Genomic DNA, 18,312 nt, shown 5'->3' on the forward strand with positions numbered 1-18,312 from the left:
GTCGTTCACGTCGGATGCTCCCATAACTTTCGAAAAGATATCGTCAAACGCGATTGGAAACCGAGGCGAGGGTCAGCCTGCAGAGGTCAATAATGTCGTAAATGGGCAATCCCGTTTTTGATCGAAGAGCGTCGGCAACGATGGGAAAGCCTGTGCATTCGAAGAGTATCATTGCGATATCGGGATGCTCAGCACGAAGTTGCGCGACGCGCTCGTCGACCTCCCGCTCAATCTGATCAACGTCGGTTCGGATGAACGGGCGGGCCAAAGCATTGCGTACGTAAACGCCACGTTCGATCCCTCCGACGACGACGCGCTTCCGATCCGCAGGATTTTCGATGCCCAAGAGGTCTTCACTGCAATGTCGAGAGTCCGCGGTCAAAACCGCAAGTTTTTTCCCCGGTGCAAGCTGCCGCAGCAGAGTCGGAATAAGGATCAGGCTTGAGGTCACGACCGGCACATTAACTGCCGCGGAAATCGCCCGCTGGTGACGGATGAAAAAACCGCAGTCAGCGGCAATCACGCCCGCGCCGCGGGCGATCAGCCGCTCAGCAGCTTCGATACAGGCGCGTTCGAGCGACGCTTCACCGCGAATGATCACGTCCGCCATAGCGCCCTCAACCATCTCGGTGATCACAGGCCGGTTGAAGGTCGCCGGGTGCATGAGGGACCCTTCGCGCGGCGCGCATGCTGGGCTGTCGGTCGAAATGCCCTCATCGAGTTCCAAGATTCCGAGTGTGAGGCTGCTTTGCGACGACATGAAATGAAGCTCCATTTGTTAAGTGGCCTTTGCCGTTCTGATAAGAATTCGAAATTGCGTTTGGCATTGTCGAAAAACGATGCGGGCGTTCCTTCACATCGCAGTGGCAAAGATCTTGCCGCAAAGCCTTCGCCAAAACGAAAGAGCGCGTCCGTGGTTGCCAATCGAGGCTGCGACAGCACCCCGCGGGCGCTCTTGCTGAGACGGCAGGAGAATTGCATTGAAGGCGCCGCAGAGCTTGAAACTGCCCGTGGTCTGAGGGTGCTCCAGCTTCAGATAAACGGCGACGCGGGAGATACTCGACAACGAAGACGAGTGCGTGAGCGGGGTGGTCAGAATATGGGCTTTGATGCGCTTTCGGGTATCTTCGATATCGTTGAGATCGATCATTCCGGTCACCCCTTGCGCTAGATCAATGATTACGCGCTTGGAATAGCTCCCAACAGTAGCGGATAGCCAGTTCCGTTGTCGGGATCAGCGTATTGTCAGAGACACCGAAGGTCGGCGTGTGGACGCCGGACTCGTTTCCCGGCTCCTTACTCCCGAACCAAAAATAGATGGAAGGCAAACAACTGGAATAAAAACCGAAATCGTCGCTACCAGAGCTCGCCGAGCCTTCGACATAGCGGTCCTCACCGTCCGTCTGCACGACGACCTGCTTAAACAGCGCCACCATTGCGCTGTTGTTGACCACAGGAGGCTCGCCTGCATGCGAGCTGAACTCCGCCCGCCCCCGGTGCATCGCAGCGACTCCTTCAGCTATTTCGCCAACGCGCTGGACCAACAGCTTCCTTCTCTCAGGACTGCTTGTCCGGATCGTGCCTGTCATCGTGACCGAGGGGCAGATGATGTTCGTCGCTTCACCCCCGCGAATGGTCCCAATCGTGACGATGGCGCCATCATCGACCGGCATTTCCCGGGACACGACCTTCTGCACTTCATTGATAAAGGCTCCCGCGATGGCGATTGCATCGACGCCCAGATGAGGTTTGGCACCGTGTGCCATGGTCCCAGTGAATTCCAGCGAGAATTGGTCTGCCGATTTCGTTACAGCACCCGCGCGAGCGCCGTATGAGCCAACAGGAATGTCCGTGCGAACATGAAATCCGACCGCTGCGTCAAATCCATCAAGCAACTTTTCATCGACAACCGTCCTGCCGCCAAGCGGCTCTGCTTCTTCGGCTGGCTGGAAGAAGATCCGCAGCCTCCCTGAGAAGTTTTCACGCATGCGATGAAACGCAAGTGCCGTTCCTAAGGCGATCGAGCCGTGCATGTCATGACCGCACGCATGCATAACCCCTGGCACTTGCGACCTGTACGGCAGATCCTCGCGGGCCTCACGTATAGGAAGAGCATCAATATCGCCACGCAAAGCGATCGAACGGTTAGCCCCAGGGGCCATGCCCTGTATATCTACGTAGACCCCTGTCTTGTGAAAGGTTTGTGCGGACGTCAGCCCGAATTGGGAAAGCGCCTCAATAATCCGCTTTTGAGTTTTCCACTCGTTGTTGGACAGTTCAGGCTCTCGATGCATGGCATGCCGCATCGCAACCACGGCTTGCCGCTCCGCATCGGAAAGTAAGTTGTTGGTACTTGCGTTCATTTTTGATCCCAAACCCGCCTGCCACCGTTATCAGGTGCCGACGCTAGCTGTTTATTTACGCCGAAATTTGTTGATATCTCCACTCACCATGCAGGGTTCCTGCGAAGGCGGATCAGTTGACCCTCCTCACATCTGCATCATTTCTGCTTACCATTTCCGATCGGCCTTCCCTTGAGCGACCTCCCGCTGCTCTTCGAAAGAGAAAGGAGATGGTTCTGTCCGATCGCCACGAACGTTGGGCGGTGCACATCCCGAATAACCACGCGTTTCGCGCCTGCCGAAGCGCTATCTCCAAGACCGACACTAATCCGTTGTGTGGAACTTTGCAACATTCGTCTCATCTGAGTTCACTTGACTCATTTGCATCGTATTGCTTAGGTGGCGGCGCAATCCCGCGTCCGGGCTGTGTTTCGCAGAAATGATGTGAACAGGAGTGAGTTTTGAAGCGATAGCCAGCCGGGAACGCCTAAACTAACGAGGCTTCCAACCCGACTTAAGTCGGCGTTAGCAAGCGAAATCAAGGAGGAGATTACCGTCATGAAGGTTTTGTGCCTGTGGCATGCTACGGATAACGAACTGAGAAATATCAAGAGTGCGCTGCCCCAGGGGACCGAGGTTATAGCTCCGAAAGGGGAATACTTCTCCCGTTTTGAGGCCAGTTTTGCCGATCTCGCGCCGCATGCGGTAGACGCAGACGCATTTATCGGCTTTGCCCTTCCAAAGGGCATTCTTGAAATCGCAAAGAACCTTAAGTTCTTCTGCTGGCTCCACTCAGGCTGCGACGACCTCGATCATATCGGAGCTCTGTCACATTTTCGAGCTAACGATATCAAGCTCGCAAATATCCGAGGCGCTAACGCTATTGCGGTTGCCGAGCAAGCGATGATGTTCATCTTGTCGTTGGCAAAGAAGACGCTGTTCAAACACCAAGTAACCCTGGAAGGTCGGCGGCTCTTTCCTCTTTTCGCTGATGAGTACCGGTCAGCAATGCTCCACGGTCGGACCATCGGCATTGTTGGTGTCGGCAGCATCGGAAGCTATGTCGCCAAGCAGGCGAAGGGGTTTGATATGCGCGTTCTGGGCGTACGCCGCAACAGAGACCGCCCTGCAGAGCACGTCGACGAAATGTATGGCGCGGACCAACTGCACTCCGTTCTTGGAAGGAGTGACTACGTCGTTCTGGCGACTCCCAACACTAGTGAGACAAGTCAATTCTTTGGCGAAGCCGAATTTGCCGCGATGAAGCCGGGCGCATTTCTCGTCAATGTTTCGCGCGGTAGCCTCATTCAAGAGCAGGCTCTTCACCAAGCGCTCACATCTGGTCATTTAAGGGGCTACGGTGCGGACACATGGAATCGCTACGAGTTTGGTCGAAGCTTCCCCGTGAGTTTCCTGCCTCGGCTTGAGGTGCACAAACTTCCCAATGTCGTGTGTTCCTACGACCAAGCTGCAAATGCAGACGACGTCCTGGAGCGGGATATCCGATGGGGATCCCAAAGTGTCGCGGATTTCGTAGCCGGCAATCCAATCACTCGTGAGGTCGATTTAAAGCTAGGCTATTAAAGTAGCTCGATCCGTGAAGCCATCCGAAAAATCGGGTGGCCTCGATAAAAGAAAGTGTGGTAAGTTTCTGCCATCGCGATACGCACCTTTGGCGCTGGTTGTGGCTGTCGCTGCCGCGCCGAAGCTTCTTAAATGGTGCCAGGAGGCCGCGTCGAGTGGCACTACATCTCCCCGGCAGGCCTATGCAGAACCGGTTTGTCGTGAGCTTTAACGGCAACTTCCGCTTCGGCGCCCGAAACGGCTCGAATTTCCCTCAAACCGTTGGAATTCTGCATTCCGGGAAAGTGGGACTTCGGATCGCATTTCGAGGTCTTCGAGGTTCCGGCCCATCAACCTTGCTCAGGTGTCAAGACAAATAGTCATATGCCGATAGGACGTGCGTCCGCACCACATGCAGGTAGTCGTCAACCGACACGTTTTCATCGTGGGAAGCTATGCCGACGGGCGGTGGCCCGTAGATGTACGCGGGGACACCGCGGTATCGCCAAAGCCGTGCGTCTGTTCCGGCCAGACTGACAATCGGTGCCGGCTCGACGTTGGTCAATTGATTGGCATTGCGCCTCACCAATTCGGACAACTCGCCATTGGGATCGCAATAGGCCGGCGCTGTAAAGTGGTCCTCCACAAACGTTACTTGCGAGTAACGACCAGCGATGCGCTCGAGTTCTCTTATTATAGTACCTTTGTCAACGCCTGGTGGAATGCGAATATCAACTTCGAATTTGCAATGAGATGGTATCATATTGTTTTTGAGGCCGCCGGCTATTACGCCTATATTCACGGTGACCTTGGGTACAATGTCTGCAGCGCCTTTACCCCATATCTGCTCGACGAAAGGTTCCCCCTTTATGATTGCTTCTTCGACCTCGCGCGGCGGGGACGCCGGTATCTCAGCTAAAGCCTCGAGATCTGCGATGACACGACTTGCCACCTTGATCGCACTTTCTGATTTGTGCGTGTAGGAGCCATGTGCGCCCGGCCTCCTCACTTCGAAGGTTACCCACAGTAACCCCTTTTCCCCGAAGCGAATGGCATTCCTGCCGCTCGGTTCCCCACTAAGCATGCAGTCCCCGAGAACGACCGGACAATTGTCTACGAGATATCGAGAACCCCAAGGTCCAAGCGTTTCCTCGTCAGACACACAGGTCAGCGTCAATCGCCCATTAAGCTTGTCGCGAATTCGATGCATATAGCGATATGTGAAGATCGAGGCGGCAGTGCCCGCCTTCATGTCGCAAGCGCCGCGACCGAAGATCTTCCCATCAACCATCTCCCCACCCCAGGGATCTTTAGTCCAACCCACTGGATCGACGGGAAAGACGTCAACGTGGCCGTTAAGCACAAGGTGACGTAGAGGTTGCGCCGGAGAAAAACTGGCGACAATATTGGGATACTCCTCTTTCGGCGCAACCACCTGGTATTCAAGCCCTTCAGCCTCCAGAAACGCGCAGACGTAACGTGCTGCCGCTTGGGTATTACCAGGTGGATTTGGACTCTTTACGCGAATAAAACCTCGAAGAAATTCTACGATCTCTTCACGATCTCTTTCTATAGCTGCGAGCAATTGTTCCTTCTCACCCAACGCTTCTTCTCCTCCTACTGCAAATAATGTTAGGTTCTTGTCTCAAGTTAAGACCCTGTCGTCGACATTTCCCACCCGTGAAACATAGTTTGCATCTGGGAGGCCAATTTCTCGACGCGAGTGCGATCACTAAAGTGCCCAGCCATCGCCGGAGGGATCGGTTGCGCTCCTATACCGGCCGGTGCTGGGCCGCTCAACGAGATTGACAATTCCGAGGTGGCGCTCGAGATCATAGTCTGCCAGCGCAAGCTTGAATCCGCGTTTCTCAAGGTGGTCTCGCGCTGTGTGGCAGAAGTCCCGATGAACGCGTATGGTACCATCCTTGGGGAATAGTCTTGGTAGCGTCACGAGTCGTGCCATGTCGTGGCAGACGCGAAGCCCAAACTTTAGAAAAAGGAGATAGGTGAGCGCCCCGAGGATTCGCTCGCTACCCGCAGCGCCAATCGCTAGGCGTGCGCGTCCAGGTGTTTCCAGAATCAGCGGTGACATCTCGGTCACATCGTGGGTTTGTCCTTCAAATAACGCACGCGATTCCATCGCATAGCTATAGCCGAGGGCGGCTCCCCACCATGATTGCTTCGAGCCGAACCAAGGCCCAATCGATGTTGTGAACGACATAATGTCCTCGCCACATGCGACCGCAAAGACATTCGTATTACTGTCATCAGTTTGAATGCTTGGATCTCCGAAATAGGTCTTATCGAGTTCCACCCATAGAGCATCAACTGATCCATTCATAAGGCGTACAACACGCTCGGCTATCACGCGAGCCTCCAGCTCGATGTCGATTTCAATGGAAGGCGACATTACTTTGGGTTGAAGACTCCCGACAACGAACGGAATTCGGTCGAACAGTAATATTGTCGAAAGGACGTACGCCTCCATCGCCTGTGCAAAGTCGGCGAGCACTTCTAACTTGCGAAGCTCGGCTCCTATTGCAACACCGAGAAGCGTCCAGGTGCCCCAGGTCTCCAAGTTGCCGGTAGTCGATACTCGATCGGCTTCCCCGCTCGATCCAGCAATATTAAGGGTTCGAAGCGGTACCTCCTGGATCGGATTCCTGAGGCTCTCTCCCACTCGCCAAGGACCTGCGTCGCCGCTGCGCATGATCTGCCAGAATTGATCCTCATCGGTTGAGTCCGCAAGATTTCGAAGTAGCCGGGAGAGTGCCGGGTTGCGGACAAGTGCGCGGATACGCCCGGTGTCATCGATATATATCGACCGGAGATCGTGGCTCAAGTCTGGTGCTGATCTATTAACGGCTGTCGCCAAAGCCGGAGAAGGTGTGAATCCGTCTTGTGCCACGGCGATTGCAGGCGCAAGCAAGTCGTGGAAAGACAATTTCAGTCGGCCGCTTTGTCGGAACCAAAACCAAGCGGAGATGTTGCCGGGGATCGGGATCGTGGAGCTTACATCCGAGCGGATGCGAGTAGCTGCCCCAACGCAGCCCGCCGTCCCGGCGATGGAGTAAATGCCTTGCATTCGACCAAATGGGCTGCAGTTCGCCGGGTCTGTTACCCAAGCGCACGCCAGTGCTGCAAGGTACATGTCGAACACGTTCCCCCCTTGTAGGCGTACGGCATTCGCCCCCGCCGTAGCAATTGGGTGGTTTGTCGAAATTCCAAAGTCTTTCCAGTCGTCGTCGCGACGCGCCGTGAAAATTGCGCTCTTTGACTGTTCCAACAGATCCTCCACCTGCGTAGTTCCTCCAAATCTGCACCGTTGCCTCGTTCAACTCTCAGAATGTTAGAGAGTAGCGAGCAGCAGAAACGCGTCTCGGCATCAGCGCCACTGACGCAAGATCAGCCGACTTGCGGCGGCATCTCACCAACCGATAATGGCTCTTCGTAGTAGGGAAGTTTGGTCCTTCGGGGAGCCCATTCCTCGCGAGCAATCAGTCCATGAACGTGGTCCGCGATGGCCTCCATGGTGGTGATCCAAACGTCACCACGTATTTGCATTTCCTCGATCATTCTGCACATGGCTTCGGCGCGCGCCGGCCGGGCGGAAACCCAAGGGTGCCATACGGCTATCCACATTCCCCCGTATCTGTAGGCAGCCTCAAAATCGGCCATGAACGTTTTCGAGGCCTCCTGCGGTGACCGTATGGAGCGGACCGATCCGATTTCCGAGTTGTTCACGTACTGCGCCCAATCGTCCAAAGCCCCGCTCGATGGAAGTCCCAAAAGCTCACCATGGGAGGTTTGATAAAGGCTAGGCAAATCGTCATCCATTAAGGAAGAGTCGTATCGGAAATCTAGCTGCGCCAATATTGACGCGGAGTGACGAGAGAAGTGATAATTAGGCGCTCGGAAACCGCGAGGTTTCTTTCCCGTCATCTTCTCTATCACGTCGACGCCACGGACGATCCATTCAACTTCCGATTCCCGATCGGGCATGTGTCTCATGCTCTCATGTAAATAGCCGTGATGGGCTATCTCGTGGCCGTCCTTAAGTATTGCGTCAACCAAATGAGGATATCGTTCCATGCACCATGCAGGGTAGAAAAACGTCTGCTTCAGGCCGAAGTCGCGGTATATTCGCAGGAGCCGCGGCAAGGCGATTTCATCGTAACGCGCCCAGGAGGTGGCTGCCACCATGTCAGGCATCTTCTCACCGAATAAAAGGTGTAAGAAACTGTCTGTATCAATATCAAACGTGAACGCCACGGCGCATCGGGCGCCATTTGGCCAGGGGAGAGGATTATCGATCATTAAGACTCGTTCCTCTTCGCGTATTTTCAAAGCCAATGCGGTCACCGTCATCGATGAGAATACTGCTGCTCAATCGTTGGGTCGCTCCCAGCTGCGGTCCGATGAAGATGCCGGACCAGGCTTCTTTCCTCATTTCGCAGCATAGTCTCCAAGACCTCGATGGCTCATCCGGTGACAGCTAGATACTTCATTGGCTTCCATCAGAACTGCATCTGGTGCACAGCCGCAGCATTATGCTTCGATGGGAATGGCGAAGCTCGCCTTCAAGCGATCCATAACCACCATCGTCTTGAATCCTTTAATGTCGTGGTTCTCATAGAAGAAGCGCCGAGTGAATTGCTCATAGTCTTCCATGTCTCTCGCAGTCACCACCAGCATGAAGTCGGCATCTCCGGTTACATAAAAGCCCATCATTACCTCCCGTGTGTTCCGTATGGCGGCCTTAAACCGGTCGACAATGTCTGCTCTTTCTCGTTCGAGGGATACCATGACAATCATTGTGACATGTCGGCCGACCGCCTTAGGCGAGACGATCGAAACGTCACCCTCAATGACCCCCTCAGAGCGTAGTCGCCTCAAACGCCGCTGACATGCGGTCGGAGAAAGATGAACCACTCCCGCGAGTTCCTCAGAGGTTAAGCGATTGTTTTTTTGCATAGCCCGGAGAAGGGCGATGTCTGCCCGATCGAGTTCGACCATGGACTACTCCTCCAACGCCGACACATCCTGAAACCGCTCGAAAGGCCGACGCAAGGTCAAAACGACTCTCTCTCGTTCCGCATTGAGGCCGGCGCCACGATCTGATCCCGCCCTCACTCTTCGGTCGTCAATACGCGGCAGCGTCAAAGGATGGTGCACGACATCGCGCCTCTATTTGACGAAAAGTTTGCGCGGGGTCTTCGTCAGAGGTTCATAACCGGTGTCGGAGACCGCAAAGCTCTGCGTTATGGTAATGCCGACATTGTCGAGCCACAGGCCTGGCATCATGTGGAATACCATGCCGGGCTTGAGCACCGTTTCATCGCCCTTGCGAATGCTCGCAGTGCGTTCCCCGGATGCCGGGGGGAACCCGATGCCGGTCGGATAGCCAATACGGGATTCTTTCTCAATTCCGTGGCGAGCAAGCGCCTTGCGGAAGTCACCGTCGACCTCCGAGCAGGTGCGACCGGGCCGAACGGCTTCGAGGCCGGCATTCAGGGCCTCGACCGCAATTTCCGACAGATTCACGAACGCGGGAGACGGCTGGCCGACAACGATCGTCCGCGCCAAGTTGACCTGGTAGCGGTGCCGGCATCCGTTCAGTTCCAGGTTGACAACAGTTGACTCCGGCAGGGGATCGTCCGTCCAGGCGGCGTGCGGCGCGATCGAGCGCTCGCCAATGCAAAGGTCGGGAGGGCAGCAAGGATAATCGCCGCCGAATTCAGGCGTGCCCGAAATCTGCTGATGGTAGATCGCAGCAGCTACATCACACTCGCGGACGCTGGCTTGCACCATGTCGATCGCCCGCTTCATGGCGGCATCTGCAAGTTGGCCAGCCTGACGCATGATAGCAACTTCGGCCGGGCTTTTGACGAGGCGGATCCATCCAACGAGGAGGTCGGCGTCGATGAACTCGGCATTGGGCAATGCGCGCGTCAGATCGGCATGGCCGCGCGCTGGATAGTAGTAGCCTCCCATTTCGACGCCGATCCGCGCCCTCTCGCCGCCGAGTTCCTTCACGATACCGGCCATAAAATCATAGGCGGACAGGGTTGCCGACTGAACGTAGGTGTCCGGATAAGCTCGAATGTTGTCCTCGGACAGATAGGTAGTCATGGACGCCGAGACGCGGTCCATGAAGCGGCCAATCCAAATCGGCTCTGCGTGATCTTGTGCAACAATCACCATTTGAGGCGTGTAAAAGGAATACGCGTTGTAGCCGGTAAGATAGTTCTGGTTCGGTGGTTCCGAGAGGAGCAGGATATCTATCCCCCTCCGCACCATCTGCTTTTTGACGGCGGCAAGACGAGTTTGGAACTCGCTGAGTTCAAAATGAATTTCTTTTATCATGTTGTCTCCCTAAGGCGCTCCCTTGAGGGGCGGAGGCCTTGCTTCTGCGCGCGTTTAAAATGGGTAAGTGGTCGGCGGAGCGAACTATCAGGAGCGAAACAGATACCGAGTGAGCACATTGCGCGTCACCTGTTCCACCATCGGATCGTTCCTCAAGAGACCAGCCACCCATTCACAACTTCCGGCATGGAACACCTCTCCCTTCCCGCTCTTGAAGTTCGCAATCATTCCGCTTCCGCGTTTGAGTTTTTCCAGGTTAGCCTCGCTCGCGTCTCCGAACAGAGCCTCCGCAGAAGCGCGCGCTTCTCCATCTCCCATTGGAAGTTGCTCGGGAGCGAGATCGTTGCTCCACTCGACCTGGCTGGCCAGACCCACCGCAAGGATTTCCAGCCCATCTGGGGCGCCGCTCGTGGCCGACGGATAGGGTAAGCCATTGCGAATTTCGTAGTCCAATCCATCTACCTCGTAGCCGAAGATGTGGCTCTCCGCGCCTAGAATGTCTCCGTAGAAGAGGCCGGTTTCGGCAAAGGCCCAGTGCTCCGGCCGATAAATTGGAAAACCACGCGCACCGCGTGGAACGCAGCCCATCCAGCCGGCATAGATCCCGCAGGACGCATTGAGCCCAAAGGTGCTCGCGCCCGGACGACCGACCTCTGGCGCCTCCCATAGGTTGGTCGTCCGGCTTGGATCACTGCTCAAATAAACCGGGTCTTCGGCGCGCGCGCGATCTTTGTAGCAGATCTGCAGTCGGCCCTGGTCTTCCAACCTGGTCTGCCAACTGAAATTGCCCGCGAAGCGAGCAACACGGCCGCCACTATTGACGTAGCTGTCGACTGCATCACGCATTTCCCATGTCCAATATTCGTCATGGCCAACGAACACGATGCAGTCGTAGTCGAAGAGAACTTCGGGCGAGTAATGCAGTTCATGCTGTGTGACGAGGTCCACTTCGCACCCGGCGCGCTCGGCGAAGCGAAAAAAGTGGCTGTCATAGGTCGCCCAACCTGCAGACCCGAATTTTCTCGAATGGCCGGTTGCATATGCCCATTCCTTGTGCGGAAAACGCGGCACCGCCTTTGGCGGCATCATCATCTCCAGCGGAACACGCGGAGCGTCTGGTGGCAGAACAATAAAGCCTCGCGCCCATGGGCGCTGGGTAGACACGATGGGAGACCACTGATTTCTGTTGGGGCCAGCGATCCCATCATAATGGTTTGACCCGCCCCAAGTATTGTAGGCGAGCCACGTTCCCGTGGCAGCAACATGCAAAACGCGATTTCGCTTCCGGCCGGCTTTGGGGAGAACGACAACCAAATGGTGACATTGAACTGGTTGGCCATCTCGCCCGGCAGCCGTCAGCTTCAGGCGGTAACCACCAGAAGACCATTCCTCTGGGATTTTGAACTCAAAAACCGTCTGCCAACCGCAGCCTTCGACGGAACATTGTTCGGGAGATTCCTGCCAGCGCACGGCGATGCCGCCCTGTTCGAAGACTTTGACCGCCTGAGCTCCGTCTCGGACGACTTCAATGTCAAAGCGCGATGCAGTCGAACTGACTTGGAGCCGTACGATTTCGCCTGAGCGATAAGAAATCTTATCGCTGTAGCACCAGATCTCGCCACGCGGGCCGTCCATTCCGGGCCACTCATAGAAATGGTTGCGCTCGGCAAACAGTCTCTGCTCCGGCGTTAAGCCATAATCCGGAAAGTGACTCGGCAGTGTCATCATAACGTTATGTCCAATTTTGGAGTCTCGGAGAACTTGCGGCGATTTTCGTTAGTGCTTCAGGATCTGGCTAAGAAAGAGCTTGGTCCTGTCATGTTGAGGATTGGTGAAGAACTCGGCTGGGGAGCCCTCTTCAACAATACGTCCCGCATCCATGAAAATGACCCGGTCAGCAACGGCGCGCGCGAATCCCATCTCGTGTGTCACGCAGACCATCGTCATACCGTCACGTGCCAGACTCGTCATTGTTTCGAGAACTTCAGACACCATTTCAGGATCGAGCGCCGACGTTGGCTCGTCGAATAACATCACTGCAGGTTCCATGCAGAGTGAGCGCGCGATAGCGACGCGTTGCTGCTGTCCGCCGGACAGTTGAACAGGATACTTGTTCGCTTGTTCTGGAATTCTCACTCGTTCCAGGAACTTCAGCGCAGTCTTCTTGGCCTCGGCTTCCGGCACGCCCTTAATCCATATCGGCCCGGCCATGCAATTCATTAGGACGGTCATATGCGGAAAGAGGTTGAAGTGTTGGAACACCATGCCGACGTTCTTGCGAACTTCCGTAACGTTGCGCATCTTGTTGTGCAAAGTAATCCCGTTAACGGAGATCTCACCTTCTTGATGCGCCTCAAGTCTGTTGAAGCAGCGAATTAGGGTAGATTTGCCCGATCCGGACGGGCCACAGATGACAATCCGTTCTCCCTTTCCGACCGTGAGGTTGATATCTTTCAGAACTTGGAATGCGCCATACCATTTAGAGACGTTTTTCGCTTCAATGATTTTATCCGCACTCATTGGTGCCTGCCTCTGATTGGATGACTCGTAGGATGAAAGCGGCTCTGCAAGCCCCAAAGCGGTTGTCGCCTGCGAAGGACTTCCAGCACCCTGGCCCTCAAAGCGGTTGAGGTTTCTGACGGTCATCGGATTTTACTCCTTGCATAGTGGCGCTCAAGCCGCGACTGCAACACCTCGAGGCAAGCAGACATGATCCAGTAGATCAGCGCAGCGGCTATCAGCATTTCCATATGATGGAAGGTGGGTTGGCCGATCGTGCGGGCCAGGTAGGTAAGCTCCCAGACGCCCAAGACGGAGACGAGCGAACTATCCTTGAGCATGGCAATGAAGGTGTTGCCCATCGGCGGGATGATGACGGGTAGCGCCTGCGGTAAAATGATTCTGCGCATGGTGAGGCCGAAGCCAAACCCCATAGAACGGGAAGCCTCCCACTGACCACGGTCGATGCTCTGAATACCTGCGCGGAAAATCTCGGTCATATAGGCGCCAACGCAAAGTGAAAGCGCCAAGATGCCGGAGGGGACGGCATTGAGGATAATGCCCATCTGCGGTAATCCGAGATAGATCAGATAAATTTGCATCAGGAGCGGCAGACCGCGGAAAAAGGAAGTGTAGAAGCTCGCGATGGCGTAAGCGAAGCCGTTGCTCGAAAGTTTCGCGACTGCCGCTATTATCGCGATGATCGACGCGAAAAACAGCGAAACCGCCGACACGTAGATCGTCGTTAGCACCCCTTGTGTGATCAGGAACGGCACGTTCTCCCAAATGAAGGGCATGCTCAGGTTGAATGAGTGGAAAAAAGCGAGGAACAGGAGCAACAGTTCCAGCCACACGATCCCGATTTGCACCTTTAGTGAAGCAAATCCGATCGCCACAATATTGATGCAGAACACGAGGGCAATGACAAAGGCGATCGCGAACCGCCCGTAAATTACGCTTTGCGACGGATCGCCGATGACGGGCCGCATAAGCTCGCCAAAGGTTGTGCCGCCCAAATTGAACATAAGAAAGAACGCGAGCACGATCGCGAAGACCGAGGCAACAAACCAGGGCTTGTGTACAAGCACCTCGGCTTCAACTGTATCCTGATAAAGCATGGGAAATCCTCTACGACATAGCGGCCCGGGGCGACCCGGGCCGCGCAAACTTCTCGACGTTATTGTGCGTTGGTGTAATCCACGCCGTACCACTTGATCGAGAGCTTGGAGAGTGTACCGTTGTCCTTCAATTCCTTGATGGCCGCGGCGATCTTGTCGTCGAACTCCTTATCGCCTTTCAGGATGGCGATCGCCCCCGGAGCGGAGAACAATGCCGGCTCAAGAATTTTCATGGGATAGCCGGCTTTGATCGCGTCCCGTGCGAGGGTATCGTCAGTGAGGACGCCATCAAGACGAACGCCGTCTCCGAGGCGGAGATCATCGAAAGCGATGTTAGTGCTCTGGTACGCTTTAATCTGCCCCGGCTTGAACTGATATTCGACAGGGCTTGCACCTTGCCAGGCCGGCACAAGGTTGTGATTGGCGTATGCGTCCGCCGATGTGCCGCCAGAGGTGCCGACTACTTTGCCTTCGAGATCGGCGGGCTTGGTCGCCTTGCTATTCTTATGGACGACGGCCACGTTCGGCCCCCAAATGTAGACAGCCGGAAAGTCAAAGATTTCTGCTCGAGGTTTGGTCGGAACCATTTGCCCCATGGCAATGTCCCAGCGACCCTGCCACTTGCCGGCGGTCATAATGTCCCATCCTGGCGTCACGAACTTGGCTTCGACGCCGAGGAATTTCGCAATTTCCCTCGAGATATCGACATCATAGCCTACCAGTTCGTGCTTCTCGTCCAAGTGCGAGATGGGGCCCCAATCCGGACCTACCGCCAGCGTCAACGTCTTTGAACTGAGGACGCGGTCGAGCACTTCGCCCGCCCATGCGGCGCCTGAGAAAGCGGCCGACGCAACCGTGAGAGATGCGGCAGCTGCGATCGTTTTTATGATCTTCTTCATAGTTGGTTCCCCTGTGTTTGAGTTTTTTGATCATGAAGTGTGGGGGTTACTCCATCACCGCACGATCTGGATTCCGAACCGGATCACGAGCCTAACCGTGCAATTCGAGTCCCACAAATACGTCTAGCTCAACATGATGAGATTTGCAACAAATGTTTTACAACTCTCCTAATGATACAAATGTATCTTACCGCCAATGAAAGCCGGACGTCTCGGGATGATCTCTCCGATGTGATCCGCTTCGCGGTCGTTGATATTCATTTCGAGAGCGGATGCTGCGCAATCTCATTGGCAACATCTTGGTCGATCGGTGTATCGTAGGTCATCACTATGTAACCAAGGACCGAATAAAAGCCGACCGTGGCCATCAGGTCGAATACGGCTTGCTGGCCCATCGCAGCAGCAATCGCTTGCTCCATTTGCAAAGGCAAACGCGCCTCATCAAGGAGCGCGTCGACAGCGCGGGCAATCAGCCCGTCTTCGCCATCCGGCGTGCCCGCCATAGACCGTATTCGCGCATTGGAAATACCAAGAGCACGAGCGCGGCTCACGTGATGGATCCACTCGTAGGCTGAGCCCATACGGTGAGCCGCGCGCAGAATCACGAGCTCCGAGCGGTCTGCGCCCAATGCGCTGTCTTTGACGATATGCTGCCGCAGGGGTGCCCACGCTCTAAGGAGCGCGGGATGATGCGCCATGGTGCGATAGACGTTGAGTGCGCCGGCAAAGCCAGCTTTCATATCCGCGATGTCCCCAGGCCACTGGTCATCTGCGATGGGCAGGCACGAGGGTGTCGTCATCCCGGGAACCTCAGACTGCTGCTGCGGCGCGGATTGCGTCGGAAAGCCGATCGACGATCAGATCAATCTGCTCGGGCCGAATGATATAGGGTGGCGCCAGCAACACATGGTCACCATGCACCCCGTCGATGGTGCCACCCATCGGGTAGCACAACAGGCCTCGGCGCATGGCCTCCTTCTTGATCCGAGAATGCATCTTGCGAGCTGAATCGAAAGGCTGCTTGGTGTCTTTGTCGGCCACGATCTCCACGCCGCGGAAAAGACCGCGGCCGCGGATGTCACCGACATACGGTGATTGGCCAAGCGCCTCATCGAGTCCGGCCTGCAGGCGATCACCCATCTTGGCTACGTTTGCCATCATCTCGGGGCGGCTAATTATTTCAACCACTTTACTGGCCGCGGCTGCCGCGATCGGATGTCCGATATAGGTATGACCGTGTTGAAAAAGGCCCGAGCCGTCCGCGAACGCACGATAGATTTTTTCGGAGAGCAAGACAGCCCCGATCGGCTGAAAGCCGCCACCCAGACCCTTTGCAATCGTTACAAGATCCGCAACAACGCCTTCCTGCTCCATAGCGAAAATCGTGCCGGTACGCCCCATTCCGCACATTACCTCGTCGAGGATCAGCAAGATGCCATACTTGTCGCACACCTGCCGAACCCGTTTGAGATAGTTGGCAACCGGCCCCACCGCGCCCAGCGTGGCGCCCACCACCGGCTCGGCGACAAAAGCCATGACCTTGTCCTCTCCGAGTTCCAGGACCTTATCTTCCAACTCCGCTGCGAGGCGCTCGGCATATGCTTCGTGCGTTTCGCCCACCCGCAGGTCGCGGTAGGCATAGCAGGGAGAGACATGGTGTGTTTCGGGCAGGATGGGTTTAAATTGGGCACGGCGCCAAGCGTTGCCGCCGGTTGCCAGAGCACCGATTGTATTGCCGTGATAGCTCTGCCGACGTGCGATGATGTGGCGCCGATGGGGCTGCCCGATTTCGACAAAATATTGGCGTGCCATTTTGAGAGCGGCCTCGACAGCTTCTGAACCGCCAGAAACTAGGTAGACATAATCGAGACCATCCGGCGCGAGTTCAACCAGTTGCTCTGCCAGCCGCTCAGCGACGTCCGTAGTGAAGAAGGAGGTATGAGCATAGCTGATGCGGCCCATCTGCACCTTCATCGCGTCCAGAACTTCTGGATGATTGTGCCCGAGACAACTGACTGCCGCGCCCCCTGAACCGTCAAGATAGCTCCGGCCATCGTCGTCTGTGATGAAAACGCCGTCGCCCGATACCGCGTTCGGAAAAGTTGTACCGATCGTTCGATGGAGGATTTTTGTCATAATAATCTCAGGGTTGCACAGGTCTCGCCCTCTGGCGCGCTTAATATTGATTTGCAGGTTTAAGAAAAAAATGCAACAACTGTTTTACCGATGCTTTTCATGATGCATTTGTCGCGTCACGTTTGAGCCGAAAAATATGAGGAGTTTTCCAGCTCCGGATCTTCATTTGTTTGACTTTGTTATTCCTGAGATAGATGGTCCGGATGAATTATGGCAGCGTATGTGAGGCAAATGTTGCAAAAAGGTCCATTGCACGCTCGGATCATTGAGCGGTTCGACGAGATGTCTGAGCAATTGCAACAGGCTGCTCGACACGTATTGGAGCATCCGCAAGAGGTAGCGCTTGTGTCGATGCGCGAGCTCTCACGCAATGCCGGGGTTCAGCCTTCGACAATGACCCGACTGGCGAAGTTTCTCGGTTTCACGGGGTACGAAGATTTCAGAGGGCATCATGCCGACGTCATTCGGGTAAGGACGGACGGTTTTGCCGCCCGGGCTTTGCAAGAAGACGAAGGGGCGGGCAACGGTGAGGGCTTGGCGTTCCGAATGCTTCAGGGCCTGTCAGCTCAGATCAGCAGACTATGCGAGCCGGATACTATTCGACATCTCAACACCATGGCGGATCACCTTACGAAAGCCCGGCGGATCTATGTGCTGGGACTGCGTTCTTGCCATTCAGTCGCATGGCATTTTCATTATGTTATGACGTTGCTAGGCGAAAAAACAATTCATCTGGATGGCCCGGCTGGCACAAGCGGCGATCCGCTCATTCGCGCGACACACGAGGATGTACTTTTGGCCATCTCGATTAATCCCTACTCCCTTCAGACCTTGGAGTTGGCCGAGGCCGCGCGTGAAAAAGGGATAGCCATTTTGGCTATCACCGACAGCGAGGTTTCCCCCTTGGTTACGATAGCTGAACACGTCGTCTTGTTTCCAACCGAAAGTCAAACGTTCTTTCATACATTGACGCCCGCATTGGCGGTTTCCGAGGTTCTGTGTGGGCTACTGGCAAGTCACGACCGTGCTGGAGCTTTGGAGGAACTTAAGCGAGCCGACAAACATCTTTCCGCCATGAACACGTATGCGACGTCCATTCCGCGGCGAAAGATCTGATGGGAGGCGAGCGGCCTCCTCGACAGCAAAGTGCCGCCAGCACTGCCCGCTCCGACTTGGACAAATATGCTTCCAGTTGAGTAACTGCGCCCGCAATGTCTGTTGCTTCGAGAAGAGCTACGAGTGCTGCATTCAATTTTATGTACGGCTCGTGAAGATGAGACGTGTCTTCCAATGGCCAGAGACCAGCCGAAGCTTGGCAAGAACGAGATCGAAACACGCGCTGAGTCGAAGGTAAGCGGTTAGCCGACCACGCTCGACTCGAAGTTCCAA

16 protein-coding genes are annotated in these 18,312 nt (G+C 55.4%); 2 read left to right on the top strand and 14 right to left on the bottom strand.

What is annotated here, in order from left to right:
• Positions 1-43: 43 nt before the first annotated feature.
• From RGCCGE502_RS33990 to RGCCGE502_RS34000, 3 genes are all read right to left on the bottom strand, one after another.
• Positions 44-760, bottom strand: a complete 717-nt coding sequence (locus RGCCGE502_RS33990; RefSeq protein ID WP_040676267.1) for an aspartate/glutamate racemase family protein — start codon at positions 758-760, stop codon at positions 44-46.
• Between the two features lie 93 nt (positions 761-853).
• Positions 854-1,150 (bottom strand): pyridoxal-phosphate dependent enzyme, encoded by a 297-nt coding sequence (locus tag RGCCGE502_RS33995; RefSeq protein ID WP_016558778.1) that lies wholly within the window; start codon positions 1,148-1,150, stop codon positions 854-856.
• A gap of 22 nt (positions 1,151-1,172) precedes the next feature.
• A complete protein-coding gene (locus tag RGCCGE502_RS34000) occupies positions 1,173-2,363 on the bottom strand; it encodes a M20 family metallopeptidase (RefSeq protein ID WP_016558779.1) in 1,191 nt (396 codons plus the stop codon).
• A 537-nt stretch (positions 2,364-2,900) separates the two neighbouring features.
• Between RGCCGE502_RS34000 and RGCCGE502_RS34005 the strand changes: the two genes are divergently transcribed.
• Positions 2,901-3,926: an NAD(P)-dependent oxidoreductase gene (locus RGCCGE502_RS34005; protein WP_016558780.1), complete on the top strand. Its 1,026-nt coding sequence runs from the start codon at positions 2,901-2,903 to the stop codon at positions 3,924-3,926.
• Positions 3,927-4,272: 346 nt separating this feature from the next.
• On the opposite strand, the gene RGCCGE502_RS34010 is transcribed toward RGCCGE502_RS34005, so the two are convergent.
• The 11 genes from RGCCGE502_RS34010 to RGCCGE502_RS34060 all read right to left on the bottom strand — a co-directional run bounded on the left by RGCCGE502_RS34010 (position 4,273) and on the right by RGCCGE502_RS34060 (position 16,923).
• On the bottom strand, positions 4,273-5,508 hold the full coding sequence (locus RGCCGE502_RS34010) for a M20/M25/M40 family metallo-hydrolase (protein WP_016558781.1): 1,236 nt from the start codon (positions 5,506-5,508) through the stop codon (positions 4,273-4,275).
• Between the two features lie 129 nt (positions 5,509-5,637).
• On the bottom strand, positions 5,638-7,191 hold the full coding sequence (locus RGCCGE502_RS34015; RefSeq protein ID WP_141652473.1) for a gamma-glutamyltransferase: 1,554 nt from the start codon (positions 7,189-7,191) through the stop codon (positions 5,638-5,640).
• 119 nt (positions 7,192-7,310) lie between these two features.
• Positions 7,311-8,273, bottom strand: coding sequence for a polysaccharide deacetylase family protein (locus tag RGCCGE502_RS34020; protein WP_016558783.1), 963 nt, complete (start codon positions 8,271-8,273; stop codon positions 7,311-7,313).
• A 180-nt stretch (positions 8,274-8,453) separates the two neighbouring features.
• Positions 8,454-8,921: an Lrp/AsnC family transcriptional regulator gene (locus RGCCGE502_RS34025; protein WP_016558784.1), complete on the bottom strand. Its 468-nt coding sequence runs from the start codon at positions 8,919-8,921 to the stop codon at positions 8,454-8,456.
• A 171-nt stretch (positions 8,922-9,092) separates the two neighbouring features.
• Complete coding sequence (locus RGCCGE502_RS34030; protein WP_016558785.1) at positions 9,093-10,271, bottom strand: M24 family metallopeptidase; 1,179 nt, start codon at positions 10,269-10,271, stop codon at positions 9,093-9,095.
• A gap of 87 nt (positions 10,272-10,358) precedes the next feature.
• Entirely contained in the window at positions 10,359-11,999 is a 1,641-nt protein-coding gene (locus RGCCGE502_RS34035; RefSeq protein WP_016558786.1) for a N,N-dimethylformamidase beta subunit family domain-containing protein, read from the bottom strand.
• Between the two features lie 48 nt (positions 12,000-12,047).
• On the bottom strand, positions 12,048-12,791 hold the full coding sequence (locus RGCCGE502_RS34040) for an amino acid ABC transporter ATP-binding protein (protein ID WP_016558787.1): 744 nt from the start codon (positions 12,789-12,791) through the stop codon (positions 12,048-12,050).
• A 122-nt stretch (positions 12,792-12,913) separates the two neighbouring features.
• Complete coding sequence (locus RGCCGE502_RS34045) at positions 12,914-13,888, bottom strand: amino acid ABC transporter permease (RefSeq protein ID WP_016558788.1); 975 nt, start codon at positions 13,886-13,888, stop codon at positions 12,914-12,916.
• Positions 13,889-13,947: 59 nt separating this feature from the next.
• The gene (locus RGCCGE502_RS34050) at positions 13,948-14,787 is read right to left on the bottom strand and encodes a transporter substrate-binding domain-containing protein (protein ID WP_016558789.1); all 840 of its coding nucleotides are present in this window, start codon (positions 14,785-14,787) and stop codon (positions 13,948-13,950) included.
• A 257-nt stretch (positions 14,788-15,044) separates the two neighbouring features.
• A complete protein-coding gene (locus tag RGCCGE502_RS34055; protein ID WP_016558790.1) occupies positions 15,045-15,587 on the bottom strand; it encodes a carboxymuconolactone decarboxylase family protein in 543 nt (180 codons plus the stop codon).
• Positions 15,588-15,597: 10 nt separating this feature from the next.
• Positions 15,598-16,923 (bottom strand): aspartate aminotransferase family protein, encoded by a 1,326-nt coding sequence (locus RGCCGE502_RS34060; RefSeq protein ID WP_016558791.1) that lies wholly within the window; start codon positions 16,921-16,923, stop codon positions 15,598-15,600.
• A 231-nt stretch (positions 16,924-17,154) separates the two neighbouring features.
• On the opposite strand from RGCCGE502_RS34060, the gene RGCCGE502_RS34065 reads away from it, so the two are divergent.
• Positions 17,155-18,039 carry a MurR/RpiR family transcriptional regulator gene (locus RGCCGE502_RS34065; protein ID WP_040676270.1) on the top strand — a complete coding sequence of 295 codons (885 nt, stop codon included), beginning with the start codon at positions 17,155-17,157 and terminating at the stop codon, positions 18,037-18,039.
• The last annotated feature ends 273 nt before the right edge of the window (positions 18,040-18,312 follow it).

The sequence above is a fragment of the Rhizobium grahamii CCGE 502 genome, assembly GCF_000298315.2.
Taxonomy (GTDB): domain Bacteria; phylum Pseudomonadota; class Alphaproteobacteria; order Rhizobiales; family Rhizobiaceae; genus Rhizobium; species Rhizobium grahamii.